Genomic DNA, 12956 nt, shown 5'->3' on the forward strand with positions numbered 1-12956 from the left:
GCGATAACTCGTAAACTCGTATCGCCAAGGCAATTAAGCCTATCATGCCCGCCCCTCCATGTAAAGCCTTCCTGAGTTAACTTTGGTAAAAACCCATTTACACAAAATAATTTACACTCCCAATTGCTTCTAAAAATAATTGCTCTACCATTCTTTTCTTCCTTAATTTCTTGTTGAACACTTTTTTCTATTGACACGTCCCAGTCAGTGTACATCTCCCTAAGGTAGGTAAATGCTTTTTCTGTTGAAAGGTTTAATTCAATCAAGCCTTCCTGTTCCTCTCCAGTAAGTACGTCAATTTCTTTTACTTCTGTGCTCATCAATATGCAATTAATGCCGCCATCTGTTGTTCCTGCTTTCATTTCTTCAAGTTTAGCTTGAAAAGTCGCTTCTGAGCTAACATGCTCTAAACAAGAACAAGCGACAATATAGTCGAATGTATTTTTATTAATCAGAAAATTCTCCACATCAGCCGCTTGTGCAATGATTGTATCTGTAACTCCATAATGTTCCGCATTTTGGCTTAATAGTTGAATAGCCGAAGGCAATAAATCAATACAATGTATCTTTCCTTTATACGCCTGAATACGTTGTGCAATTGGTATACTGTTTCTTCCGACTCCACAACCAAGGTCTAAGACTTGAATATCGTCTTTTTCTATATGAATCAAATTATCGAGAACAACTTTCACAGGGCGGGAAAGCCAACTGCCAGGTTGAAAAAGGTTTGTTTCTGCATAAAACTTTTCATGATACTCGATTTCTTTATGTCGTGCACGATTGAATAAATTCATTGCATCGTCTCCTTAAAATATCTATGTCTAACTAACTTAATTTCAGCAAAAATTGGAACTCTCCTGCCAATTTAACTACTAATTTTACATATCACATAAAACCAGATTAACAAGTGTCAGGCATCCAATTTTCCTTCTGTGGAGCAATCGAAGACAAACCCCTTCCCTTCGAGACGAAAATCCTTTGACTTATTATGATTTTCTGTGAATCGTTCCAGCAGACATAGTAATTAAACTATCCTGCCCTTTAGCTTAATGGCCATTTGAACAATACATTACAAATTAAACTTTTACTATTACCGCGATTATGCGCATATGTTTGTGTCGCAAAACGATTATGCACCTATGTTTGTGTCGTGGCCTCGCGACACAAACATAGGTGCTTTGAAATAAAAACCCCCGAATGACGGGGATCTAAAAGCACTCATGTTTGTGTCGCCGGACGCCTTCGGACTCTGTCGTTGGATGACAAGAACAAAGCCGTGTAGGGGCTAAACGCAAACGAGATTTGAGGTTGGAACATGGAATTCCATCCTTTCGACATAATGCTTTTATTATACAGAATAAAAGGTACTGCTTCCTCAACAATCTTGAGCAACAGTACCTTCATTGGTTAAATGACTTTTTCAGTGGCCTCCGTGTTTCCGCGGACTTCGCTTGTCTTATGCATATTGCAATCGGTAGAGCTGGGCGTACCGCCCTGAACGCTCTAACAAACGATCATGGTTCCCTTCTTCCACTGCTTCTCCATTCTCCATGACGATAATACGGTCTGCGTTGCGTACTGTGGATAAACGATGCGCGATCACAATCGCGGTCCGTCCCTCCATTAGCCGTTCCAAAGCCTGTTGAACAATAACAAAAAAACGCTTGGACCCGTTGTATTGTCGGGAATGGGATAATGTTCTTGTCAATTTCGGGAATGGGATAAAGTTCTTGTCACGGGAATTTGACAAGAACTTTATCCCATAAAAAGTAAATGCCGCAATTTAAGCGACTTATAATGGGACAATGTTCTTGTCACCCGACATGAATCTTATAGTAATTGGTAATTCTATATTGTTTTCTAACTTTCCTTCAAACCGTAGTAAACTGCCCTTCCAACGCAACGACGGCTGCGGCGGGGCAGCCGTTTTGGTGTTTGAACTATCGTTATCCGTTAGCTATAAATCTACTTTCCCAACTCTGGGAAAAGCCCGAATATAATCCAAATTGAACCTAAAAATAAACAAAACACACCAATAATTCTTGCGAATAATAGCCCAGTTTTTGTGAATTGTAATTTTTGATTAAATTGTCCCCTTGTAAACTGAGGGAAAAATGTATTCCATATTCCGAAGATTAAAAAAAGAATTCCACCCAAAATCATAAGATTCCTCTCGTCTTTCTTCGTCTGATGACATCTCCGAAAATGGCAGGCTTATTTCGGTTAAATGCTTTTATCAAGTCCTTGTTTATTAAAGTGACGGAGCACTCCCAGGGAACTTTGTTCATATTTGTTCGGATGCTTTCTTCCAATCCTTGAGCATAACGGTGGAGAGCAAGTAGGGCTTACCGAACACTTCGCTCATCACCTGCTCCACAAGTTGCTTGTTAGTCGGCTTCTCCGTAGTCTCTCTATGCATGACGCTCTTAAAAGCGACCAGCACTTTGCCTTCGCTTACCGATACAGGCTCCCCGTCGACCAGCCAGGCGTAAAGCGTTATTTACTGCTCCTTCACCTGGCTGAGCACCTGATTCCACTTCCCGAGCACAGCTCGCATACTCATTACCTCCTGATTTTTCGGTTTTAATTTATGTAATGTCTTTTAATAAATCTGTTATGCCATCTGGATAAAGGATTCGTTTCCCTAGTTCAAAATCGGCAATCGGTACCCATTTTGCAAATGAAATTTCTTCTCCTTCTATTACATTAAACCGACTTAATTCGTACAGATTTGAATCAATAAATTCAACGAGATATATTTGTGTTATTTCATGTCCAATATTCTCATCTACCTTGAAAATGTTTTCCAAGCACGTAATATGGCTTTTTATCGTTATCTCAACACCTAATTCTTCATAAAACTCCCTTACCAGTGTCTCTCGTGAATGCTCCCCCAGTTCAATTGTTCCACCTATTGGTCTGTAAAAAGGCCCCGTTCCTTTTGAGTGTTTTCCAAACTTTTCTTCAACAAGAATATCTTTGTTTCGAGTAACAATACCTAAGACATTGGTACGTGGATGCATAAGCTCCCCCCTCGAAATATCTCTTTTTATGATACCACAAATTCCCATCTACCCTTGAGTTAATCTGCCAGTTACTTCAATGAACATAAGAAAAGGAGCTTGCGTCGGCAGCTCCAAACTAACGTTTCCCGTTACTTCAATAAGCAGAAAAGACCGAAAGCAGGAAGCTTAAAAATGCTTCATTTATTTAAAGGCAGTGATCACAGATACGGATAGTTCTTCAGTAAACACGCCAGTAGGGTTAATATCAAATAAAGCGGATTTTAGCTCATTTTTAAATCGCTCTAAGTTTTCGCCAAAAAAATGTTTTGAAGCACGTGATGTGGAATAGAGATTTCCGATAACAGAATCCACTGTCCACATATAGGAATGACTCGGTAAAACATGTCTTTCCACATTTATAAAACTAGATTTCGCTACGGTGTCCTCGAACCTTTCCTTTGGAGGCGTATAAGTACTGTTACCTGCTCTTCTTTCGTTCCCTAGCCAACGTTTTATTATTTCATTTACTTTGAGTTGCCAAGGTAACGGTTCTTGCTTCCCATTATAATTATCAATAATAGCGATACCGCCATTATCGTCAGAACTTTTATATAGAATTTCAAGAACTGACTCCCCTATCCATCCAATGAAACGCCTTTGCAATTAATATGAGCCGAAAGGAACCCCAATCATTCGAATTCTCTTCAGCTTTGCCTTGTAACCATCTAGCGTGATCTAACCTGTTATTGTTGGACAATCGAATTGCTTCATCTATCATCTCAGATTCTGTGTCTACACCTAATATTTCTTCAAACCAATCACTAAATCATAGTGCTAACTGACCTGTACCACACCCCAAATCAAGCAAGCGACCTTCGCCATTAAGTGAAAACTTGTTAACTAAAAACCGAATTAGTGGTGAAGGATAGAGTGGTCTGTATCGCGAGTAATACCAATCGGTACCTTTAAATAAATCTAGTGCCCCATCCGAGATCGTAGTTGGAAAAATGGGTAAATAACCTTATCGACTACAACTCGGAGGGATTCCTATGACTTTGTTTGTTCGAGAGTTAACGAATGAAGAAGGAAATATACTCCTTCATCTCGCCCGTAGGGGCACTGAACCGGTGGAGGTTCGACGAGCCTTGCTCATATTAGCCTCTGCTCAAAAAATGAAAATTCCAGAGATCAGCCGTCTCTATCACATCTCCGGTGAACATATTCGTAAGACCATTCACCGTTTTAATGCTGAGGGCATGGATTCTCTTAAACCCAATTATGGCGGGGGCCGACCCCCGACTTTTACTGTCAAACAGCGAGAAGCGATTATCGATCTAGCGCAAATTCCGCCCCATACCATTTGGGTATCCTTTTACAAATTGGTCGCTGTCTAAGTTGAAAGAAGCTGCCGAAGAACGGGGCCTTGTTCCGTCGATCTCCATTGAAACGGTGCGGGGCATTCTTGATGAAGCGCAGATCACGTACCAGCATACAAAAACCTGGAAGGAATCAACGGACCCTGAATTTGAAGTTAAAAAAAACGAATCGAATCGCTTTACAAAGCGTCTCCAACAGACGGGCGTGTAATTTGCGTGGACGAATTTGGACCTCTTTCACTGCAACCCTACCGTGGGAAAGGCTGGTTTCAACAACGCCGCCCGAATCGGTTACGTGCCACATATACCCGTCCTCACGGAGTCCGCCATTTACTTGCTGCTCTCGATTTAAAAACGAACAAATTATACGGCCATGCTTCTAAAACGAAGAAACATGCGGATATTCTTCGTTTCTTCAATGTGCTCCGCCGTCGGTTCCACCGCTCAGAAAAGCTCTATATCATCCTTGATAATTTCTCGCCGCACCATCATAAAAAAGTCAAGAGTTGGTCAGCCGAAAACAATGTGGAGCTTATATTCACACCGACGTATGCCTCATGGCTGAATCGCATCGAATGTCATTTCGCTCCACTTCGGAAATTTGTATTGGAAGGTAGTGACTTCAGTACACATAAAGACTTGGCTTCATCCATTCAAGCCTATTTACGCTGGCGAAATAAAAACAAGCGTCATGCAGCTATCTTACGTGAGCAAAACAAGATCAAGGTTATCTGATGGGGCACTAGCTAAAAAAACGTAATTCTTGTACTTCGTCTCCATCTTCTTTCGGTACTCCATCATAATCAGTGCAAGTAAGCGATTACAACATTAATGAGGCCCCGACCGATCCGCGGCGGCCTCGTTAATGCGTTTTTTACGCTATCGTTCCCCGTCAAAAGTGCTGAAATTCAGCCTTGTAATTTCTTCTCGATGTGTATTTCACGAAGTAATAAAAATAAAGGAAGGCCTAATGAAACACCTACTACAAGAGTACCTATAATCGGCAACCATAACGACCTCATACCATTTCTTTTGCCTTCGAAGAGAATGAACCCAATAAGTACAATTGCTGATACTAAAACATCCATCCATGCAAATGATCCAACGCGCGTTTGGATTATTTCTTCTACTAATTGAGACATATCCAGGCCATTCTGAATGATCCATGGAAGAAATTGCGAATACGGCAACATAACTCCCAAGACCGCTAATATTCCATAAAAGTATTTCAACGAAAACCCTCCCCAAATACTGCAAATATAGAATATATCCTTTTAGTATTTCTCATATCGTATCTATTTTCCTTTATTTTCAACTAAAATTAACCTCCCGTTAACGCGGCTGCCGTTCTACGCCAGCGTTGTTATTTAGCTCCCCTGCCAGTTAACTCAACCAGCAACTGACGTGCCCAAGATTACAATAGCCATTCATATCTAGTAGCGCGATCCGTCAGGAATGTCATAATGTTCTTGTCAAAACCTTTAATCCAGTAATTAAAAAATCACCGCCAGCCAGCCTGACGGTGATTTTAGATGCTACGATATGGATCTCCACGCTGTCTGTAACGACAAGTTTTAGGGCCATCCTTTTACGGGATGGCCCTTCCTTCGATCTTACGTTCTTCAACGGTGTGGTAGCAAATCAGAGTTGCAACACAGTTATTGACTCGTCATTGAAAATTTCTCCGTTGTCACGGAAGCCGAAGCTTTCGTAAAGTTTTTTTGCAGCGATGTTCTCAGGTTTATAAGGAATCCAACAGTAATGAGCTGGCCCTGCTGGATAGGTACGGATAAATTCCAAAATCTTTTTCATAGCCTCACGACCATAACCCCTGTTCTGGTATTGCTTGTCAATCATTAATCGCATGATGCAATAGTTGTTTTCTGCGATAGATGGTTCTTCATATCCAGTGATTCCATAAGCCAACATAACAAAACCGACCGGCAGCTCATCAGCGTAAATGACAAATGGAAATGGATGCCCCCCATTGGTTGCAAGAACATAACACGAAGCCACACTTGACAGATTGGACGCAACAAAGTGCCGTTGGTCTTCTGATACTTCCAGGTTAAACATGGAACGCCGGTTTTCTAGTGTGATCTTTCTGAGAGTAATCATTCAGGTCTTCTCCCTTTATCCATTATAGTTTTGCGCCGCGGTCGCATAAATAATATACAGTTTTCGCCAAAAAAGTTGTAGACTTATAATCATTTTTTTTATACACTATTATGTATCCGTGACTTTTTTAGGTGTATCCTTTTTGGCATATGGTAATTGGTGAATCGGCACATAATTATGCCGGTTTTATTTATTATCATCGTAATCTGCCAGTTAGCGTGGAAACGGCGACCGATCGTTGGCCGGCTGCCGTCGTGTTTTGATTCAACTATCGTTCCCGTCCCTGAACGGAAAATGATGCTATTCCCAACGGTGCCGCTTAAACGGTATGCTATCATAAATTTTCAAATAATCTTTTTAGTTCTGTGTCCCCGACGTATCGGCACATGGCTTTCATTATTATATGTATTATTAATATTGAAAACTAATTGCCGGGTAGTTGGATGCCGCGCCAGCCGCTTACATTGCATTGGCGATACCGATTATTATTACCCACAGCCGTCACCGTGCCCTCCATTTAACGAAATGGAAGCAGTTGCTGCGGCGGTCTGCTTCCTAGTCATTTCACTACTGTTCCCGTAACAAGGCCATTAGCCCGTTTGGCATTCTCGTTCTGTTTTGCTTGAAGAAAGCGTTTTCTCCATTGCATCAAGTTATAATGATAATAAAGCTTCCTCGATTTCTTTCCACTTTTTGAACCGGGCTGGAATCCTCTTATGCCATACCGTAGCGATTTTTTCCCAATGCTCCATTCGTCTGAAACAAAACCATAACATAGTTCTGCTGCAACTGCTTTCCATTCCTCTTCTGGTAAAGGATTAATTGAATGATAGTCTCTACAAAAAGTAAAAATGCCATTTAAATCTAATGCTATGTAACCCTCGGTTCCTGCGCCATCAGTCCAATCCACCGAGGCAGCCACTTCACCAGTTGGATGAAATATTAACTGTTCTACCCAATAAGAATTGTAGCAATTACCTACTAAGCTTAAGGCTGGCAAACTTTTAATTATTTCATCTGTGACTGAGTATATAGAACGCAATTAATAAACCAACAACGCTAGAACAATCGCCAAATCGGGTAATGAAACGTAACAACGAAGCCGAGGTGGCGATAAAAATGAATAACGACGAAATCAAGCGATTGAATGCAGCGATGAAAGATACAACAGATAAACGTCTGTATGAAAGGATTCTAGCCGTCCGCCTACGTCTGGAAGGACATTCATTTACGGAAATCGGCGATTTGCTTGGTCGGATTCGTCAAACCGTCAGTATCTATTGGCAGAGTTGTCAAGAACAGGGCCTGGCCGGTCTAGAAAGAGGGGTCTCGCCTGGACAACCACCAAAGCTCAAGGAAGATCAACGCCATCAATTGGCCGCTATGCTAGAGCAACAGCAGCCAGCGATGTGGACTTCGAAGCCCGCTATACCTGGACGCTGCCGCTAGTGGCGGCGTGGATCAAGCGGCAGTTTGGCGTCACTATGAGTGTGCGCGGCATAAGCGCGATGCTCAAACGAATGAACATCAGCTTCACCAAAGCGACCTATACGCTTGCCAAAGCCGACGAGCAGGCGCAGGCGTTCTTTCGTAAGTATACCTTTGCATAGCTCAAGAAGCAGACGGAAGCCGAAGCGATCGATCATCTACTGTTTGAAGACGAATCCATGATTCGTTCTTATCAAGTGCTGCAGTACAACTGGTTTCCGTGTGGAAAGCAGGCAAATTCATGAAGCGAATCAACCAGAACTCCATGGAAACGATTGATCGTCTTTATAGAATGCTGCCCTTTAGTTCAGTGAAAAAATGCCCCATAGCTACGGGCTACAGGGCTAAGGTTTATATTTAAAAAGGGGGTCAACTCTTATTATAGGCTACAATTATTAATACAAGGTGAAAGGATGATTTCAAGTTTATTACAAATTACTGTTCAATGAGCATTAAAGAGGCGTTGTCCTTTTGGCAGCTCCACGCTATCGTTCCCGTCAGTTAATCAAGACCCTTTAAAAGCCAATAAATCTTTTGTGTTAATATGTTTAATATCAGAAATTTGCCCACTTGTAAGCATCTCATAAAGACCGTCCCATCCAAATAGGGCAACAGCGGTCAAACTTCTGTGTATTGACATTTAATTACACGTAATCTATAGTAAAATGAAAGCAAGTACTTACATTAAGAGCAAACTCATGACTGCTAATCCAAAGAAATCGCGTTAGCTGCCCGTGTGAACAAAGTCACTTTATTTCGCCGTTTTCGAACGAAAGAAAAACGGCTTGTGGCCGCATTCGCCCCTTAGTTATTGGTTTTTCTAGAACAGCTCCGAAAGGGGCTTTTCTTATAATACAAATGAAAGTATGTGCTTACTTTCATTTTATGTAGGCATTTACATATAACAATCTAACAAATGAAAGGTGAGATTCCGAATGGTTACACCGTCTTTTCCCTACGAAAAAAAGCGCAAACGAGTGCTTGGTCTAGAGATGGCCTACGTAGACGAAGGAAGTGGCGATCCGATTGTCTTCCTACACGGCAACCCTACATCCTCTTATCTCTGGCGTAAAATTGTTCCTTATGCTCAAGATTTCGGTCGTTGCATTGCTCCTGACCTCATAGGCATGGGGGATTCCGAGAAAATTCCTCATAGTGGTTCCGACACATACACCTTTGTAGAGAATCGTCGCTATCTCGATGCCCTTTTGGATCAACTTGGTGTTCGCAAGCGGGTTACTTTTGTGGTACACGATTGGGGCTCGGCCCTTGGATTTGATTGGGCGTACCGCCATCCGGGGGCCGTTAAAGGAATCACCTACATGGAGGGAATCATAAAACCTCGTAGTTGGAGCGAGATCCCGGAACGGGGACGGAAAATTTTTCAGGCATTACGATCCGAGGAAGGTGAACAAATGGTGTTAGAACACAACTCTTTCATCGAGACTAACCTTCCAATCGGTATTCTGCGTAAGTTGACGGAGGAAGAAATGACTGAATATCGTAGGCCATTTTCGCTGCCTGGCGAAGGACGCCGTCCCACGTTAACCTGGCCGCGACAACTTCCATTTGATGGAGACCCGGCTGATGTGGCGGACATCGTTACCACATACGGGGAGTGGCTGGCACAGAGCTCGGTCCCGAAACTCTTCATCAACTGTGAGCCGGGCACTATGCCGATATCTCATGTTGAGTTCTGCCGTACCTGGCCAATGCAAACGGAGATCACCGTACGTGGACTACATTATCCCCAGGAAGATTCGCCTCATGAAATTGGCGAGGCGCTTGCTGCCTGGTTAAAAGATTTAACATAGCCGTTAAGGACCTTATAGGGACGGGTTAAAATTGAAATAGCAGATTGCTTGCTTGTAATGACAGCGATTGCTCTAGCTGACGGAGAAGCAGGTCGCCGCGGCGCCTGCTCCAATGGTAATCATTTTAACTCTTTCCCTCCGACCGATGCAGCGCCCCAACCAGCTCTACAAAGTGACGCCCGCGCTCTTCGAAGTTACGGTATTGATCAAAGGCAGTGCATGCAGGACTCAGCAGCACAGTGTCGCCGGGTGCGGCCAGCTTGTGTGCCTGCGCCACTGCCTCAGCTAGACCTTCGCAGCGGACAATAGGCGGGCAGCCCGGCACTCTGCGCGCCGCGGCTTCGATTTGATCGGCTGCTTCACCGATCAACAGCAGCACCTTGACATGATCCGGCAGCAGCCGAGCCAGCTCATCGAACGGGACTTTCTTATCCCGTCCGCCGGCGATTAGCAGCACCCGGCCCACATGCGCGCTCAGCGCAGCGACAGTACGGGCGGGGCTGGAGCCGATTGAATTGTTGTAATAGTGCACGTCCCCCACAGTGGCCACCCACTGATTCCGGTGCTCCACACCGACGAAGTTGCGCACGGCCTCCAGGATGGCCTCATCCGGCACGGTCCCCCGCACAGCGCTCATGGCAGCCATCACGTTTTCCACGTTGTACCACCCCGGCAAACGAATGTCGCTGATCGGCAGCAGACCGTCGATCACCCCATCGTGGACCGTGTGCCCGCCGAAATATTTGGTTCGCCCCCGCCCGCGCAGTGCGGCGGTTACCGGATTATCGGCGTTTAAGACGGCAACGTCGTCAACTGTTTGGAAATCCAGCAGGCGGCGCTTGGCGGCAATATATTCATCCATGTCGCGGTGCCAGTCGAGGTGATTGGGCGAGAGGTTGGTCATCACTGCCACATGGGGAGAGCGCGTCATGTCCATCAACTGGAAGCTGGACAGCTCGACCACGCACGCATCCAGCGGCGACATCTCGCCCGCGCGCGTCAGCAGCGGCGTGCCAATGTTGCCGCCCACATGTACCGTACGCCCCCCGTCAGCCAGCATGTCTGCGATCAGCGACGTGGTCGTGGTTTTACCGTCCGAACCGGTCACGCCAAAAATGGGACAAGGGCACAGTGCAAAGAACTCCTCCATCTCACTGGTTACACGGCTGCCGCCAGCACGGGCCGAGTCCAGCACCGGATGGTCTGGGCGCATACCCGGAGTGCGGAACACCACGTCGCCCCCAACGCGATCCAAATAATGGTCCCCTAGGTGCAACTCGACGCCTAGATCGTCCCACTCCTCCCTCGGCAAGGCTGGATTGCGGTCGCATACGGTGACTCTCGCCCCGGCGGAGCACAGCATACGAATCAGCGGTGAATTGCTGACTCCGGCGCCGATGACGGTCACATCCCGACCGGCCAGCGATTGGGTATAGGTATTAAAAGCAGGATTCATAAGCACCTCCGCTTTAAAAATGTCATTACATAAAATATACCACAAATTGGAACTGATTCTTTTAACACAGTTTTATTTTAATGCGGATCGGTTAGATTTTCCCTTGCGTTACTTTATTCGTATGACTATTTTTCCTTTGGCGCTTCCGCTTTCAAGGTGGTGAAATGCTTGCCCGGTATCTTTCAAATGATACACCCGATCCATAACAGGCTTAATATCGCCTCTTTCAATCCATTCCTTGATAACCTTTAATTGTGCTCCGCTCGATTTCATAAAAAGGAAGTGATACCTCGTATGGCTCTTCTTCTCAAGAGCTGTAATCTTACGGCTAGCAATGGATAAAATCGCCGTTTTCATCCAACCCAGTTTTGCCTCTTTTCCAAATCTTGTGTTTGGCATGCCGGAGATCGATACGATTTGCCCACCTGGCTTCAGTATGCGGAAAGATTTTTCCAAGACTGCTCCTCCTAAAGTATCAAAAACAGCGTCGTAGCCGGTAAGCACATCTTCGAAATTCTCTTTTTTATAATTAATGATCAGATCAGCCCCCAACGATTTGACCAATTCATAACCTTTATCGCTTGCTGTTGTGGCAACAAAAGCTCCCATCCGTTTGGCCAACTGGATCGCGAAGGTGCCCACGCCTCCCGAACCTGCATGAATCAAGATTTTTTGGCCTTTTTGAAGATCTAAAATATCACGAAAAGCCTGATAAGTCGTGAGTCCAACGAGCGGAATAGATGCCGCCTCTTCAAAGCTTAGATTTTGCGGTTTCAACGAAATATCTTCCTCATGAACAGCAATAAATTCGGCTAAGGTGCCTATTCGGTTTTTGCGGGGTCTCCCGTAAACTTCATCTCCAGGCTTAAATGTATTTACCCGTTTGCCAACTTTGACTACAACCCCCGAAAAATCATTTCCTAAGATTAAAGGAAACTTGTAATTCAGCAGGAACTTCATTTTCCCTTCCTTAATTTTGAAATCAATAGGATTTAAGCTGGTCGCGTGAATTTCCACTAGCACATCATGTTCACCGATAGAAGGCAGTGGTTGTTCTGTCATAACGAACGGGACATTTTTCCCGTATTTCTCAATAATGATGGCTTTCATTTAAAATCACTCCATTTATGATTATTCGTTTAAACAAATGGACCAATTAGGCAAAGTGAGTTTTCCTTCCGTATTCCCTTTAAGCCTTTGGGTAGTCACTGGGGCCCATTGCACTCGGCTTCAACGGCAGTAATTAATAATTTGAGCTGTTCAATCGGTTTACGGACAGTCAGTACATAATAATTTTCTACGCCTTTTTTTTCGGATTGAATAAAGCCTGATTGTTTCAACACCTTCAAATGATGAGAGACAGCCGGTCTAGACAAATTGATATGGCCTGATATAGCGTTCACATGAAGTCCCGATTTATTCTGAGCCAGCAGCATAATAATCGCCTGACGGTTTTCGTCGGTTAGCACTTCCAATAGAGGAATGCAATCTTTGAATTGTTGCAAAATATGCTCGGTTCGCTCGCTCATATGATTCACTCTTTCTGTTCATTGGTTTAATCATTTAAACATAATTATAACCTTGTGCTTAATAAAATCAAGCACAAGGTTAAAGCCCTTGGTAAGAGAGGCCAACCCTGCCTTGCCCGTAGAGGCACTGAACCGGTGAAGGTTCAAACCGACGTTCCCTATTGATTATA

At 44.1% G+C, this 12956-nt stretch carries 16 protein-coding genes and 1 pseudogene; 6 read left to right on the top strand and 11 right to left on the bottom strand.

Annotated features, from left to right (window positions below):
* The 5 genes and pseudogenes from KXG62_RS26340 to KXG62_RS34555 form a co-directional block, all read right to left on the bottom strand.
* Nucleotides 1–794 (bottom strand): class I SAM-dependent methyltransferase (locus tag KXG62_RS26340; RefSeq protein WP_218095020.1); only part of this gene is annotated, 794 nt, incomplete at its 3' end.
* Nucleotides 795–1456: 662 nt separating this feature from the next.
* Nucleotides 1457–1654 (bottom strand): annotated as a pseudogene (locus tag KXG62_RS34550) (ABC transporter ATP-binding protein); the annotation flags it as partial.
* Nucleotides 1655–2588: 934 nt separating this feature from the next.
* Nucleotides 2589–3023, bottom strand: coding sequence for an NUDIX hydrolase (locus KXG62_RS26345; protein ID WP_218095021.1), 435 nt, complete (start codon nucleotides 3021–3023; stop codon nucleotides 2589–2591).
* Between the two features lie 183 nt (nucleotides 3024–3206).
* Nucleotides 3207–3668: a hypothetical protein gene (locus tag KXG62_RS34215; protein WP_246627652.1), complete on the bottom strand. Its 462-nt coding sequence runs from the start codon at nucleotides 3666–3668 to the stop codon at nucleotides 3207–3209.
* Complete coding sequence (locus KXG62_RS34555; RefSeq protein ID WP_343223521.1) at nucleotides 3625–3783, bottom strand: hypothetical protein; 159 nt, start codon at nucleotides 3781–3783, stop codon at nucleotides 3625–3627. Before KXG62_RS34555 ends, KXG62_RS34215 begins: the two co-directional genes overlap by 44 nt.
* 271 nt (nucleotides 3784–4054) lie before the next feature.
* Here KXG62_RS34555 and KXG62_RS26355 point away from each other — a divergent pair, with 271 nt between their 5' ends.
* From KXG62_RS26355 to KXG62_RS26365, 3 genes are read left to right on the top strand one after another with little or no spacing between them, the layout of a single operon-like run.
* The gene (locus KXG62_RS26355; RefSeq protein WP_218095022.1) at nucleotides 4055–4399 is read left to right on the top strand and encodes a helix-turn-helix domain-containing protein; all 345 of its coding nucleotides are present in this window, start codon (nucleotides 4055–4057) and stop codon (nucleotides 4397–4399) included.
* Nucleotide 4400: 1 nt separating this feature from the next.
* Complete coding sequence (locus KXG62_RS26360; RefSeq protein ID WP_218095023.1) at nucleotides 4401–4592, top strand: hypothetical protein; 192 nt, start codon at nucleotides 4401–4403, stop codon at nucleotides 4590–4592.
* A 5-nt stretch (nucleotides 4593–4597) separates the two neighbouring features.
* Nucleotides 4598–5116: a transposase gene (locus KXG62_RS26365; RefSeq protein WP_246627653.1), complete on the top strand. Its 519-nt coding sequence runs from the start codon at nucleotides 4598–4600 to the stop codon at nucleotides 5114–5116.
* A 173-nt stretch (nucleotides 5117–5289) separates the two neighbouring features.
* On the opposite strand, the gene KXG62_RS26370 is transcribed toward KXG62_RS26365, so the two are convergent.
* From KXG62_RS26370 to KXG62_RS26380, 3 genes are all read right to left on the bottom strand, one after another.
* Nucleotides 5290–5613 carry a DUF2834 domain-containing protein gene (locus KXG62_RS26370; protein ID WP_218095024.1) on the bottom strand — a complete coding sequence of 108 codons (324 nt, stop codon included), beginning with the start codon at nucleotides 5611–5613 and terminating at the stop codon, nucleotides 5290–5292.
* Nucleotides 5614–6022: 409 nt separating this feature from the next.
* Nucleotides 6023–6499 (bottom strand): GNAT family N-acetyltransferase, encoded by a 477-nt coding sequence (locus KXG62_RS26375; RefSeq protein WP_218095025.1) that lies wholly within the window; start codon nucleotides 6497–6499, stop codon nucleotides 6023–6025.
* Nucleotides 6500–7058: 559 nt separating this feature from the next.
* Entirely contained in the window at nucleotides 7059–7409 is a 351-nt protein-coding gene (locus KXG62_RS26380) for a hypothetical protein (protein ID WP_218095026.1), read from the bottom strand.
* A 209-nt stretch (nucleotides 7410–7618) separates the two neighbouring features.
* On the opposite strand from KXG62_RS26380, the gene KXG62_RS26385 reads away from it, so the two are divergent.
* The 3 genes from KXG62_RS26385 (at nucleotide 7619) to KXG62_RS26400 (ending at nucleotide 9801) form a co-directional block, all read left to right on the top strand.
* Entirely contained in the window at nucleotides 7619–7948 is a 330-nt protein-coding gene (locus tag KXG62_RS26385; protein WP_218095027.1) for a helix-turn-helix domain-containing protein, read from the top strand.
* The gene (locus KXG62_RS26390) at nucleotides 7948–8109 is read left to right on the top strand and encodes a helix-turn-helix domain-containing protein (RefSeq protein ID WP_218095028.1); all 162 of its coding nucleotides are present in this window, start codon (nucleotides 7948–7950) and stop codon (nucleotides 8107–8109) included. The genes KXG62_RS26385 and KXG62_RS26390 overlap by 1 nt, the downstream gene beginning before the upstream one ends.
* Before the next feature lie 813 nt (nucleotides 8110–8922).
* On the top strand, nucleotides 8923–9801 hold the full coding sequence (locus KXG62_RS26400) for a haloalkane dehalogenase (RefSeq protein ID WP_218095029.1): 879 nt from the start codon (nucleotides 8923–8925) through the stop codon (nucleotides 9799–9801).
* Nucleotides 9802–9925: 124 nt separating this feature from the next.
* On the opposite strand, the gene murD is transcribed toward KXG62_RS26400, so the two are convergent.
* The 3 genes from murD to KXG62_RS26415 form a co-directional block, all read right to left on the bottom strand.
* Nucleotides 9926–11257: a UDP-N-acetylmuramoyl-L-alanine--D-glutamate ligase gene (murD, locus tag KXG62_RS26405; RefSeq protein WP_218095030.1), complete on the bottom strand. Its 1332-nt coding sequence runs from the start codon at nucleotides 11255–11257 to the stop codon at nucleotides 9926–9928.
* A 108-nt stretch (nucleotides 11258–11365) separates the two neighbouring features.
* Nucleotides 11366–12367, bottom strand: coding sequence for an NADP-dependent oxidoreductase (locus KXG62_RS26410; RefSeq protein WP_218095031.1), 1002 nt, complete (start codon nucleotides 12365–12367; stop codon nucleotides 11366–11368).
* A gap of 95 nt (nucleotides 12368–12462) precedes the next feature.
* Nucleotides 12463–12786, bottom strand: coding sequence for an ArsR/SmtB family transcription factor (locus KXG62_RS26415; RefSeq protein ID WP_218095032.1), 324 nt, complete (start codon nucleotides 12784–12786; stop codon nucleotides 12463–12465).
* Nucleotides 12787–12956 lie beyond the last annotated feature (170 nt).

The sequence above is a fragment of the Paenibacillus solanacearum genome, from assembly GCF_910593845.1.
Lineage (GTDB): Bacteria > Bacillota > Bacilli > Paenibacillales > NBRC-103111 > Paenibacillus_G > Paenibacillus_G solanacearum.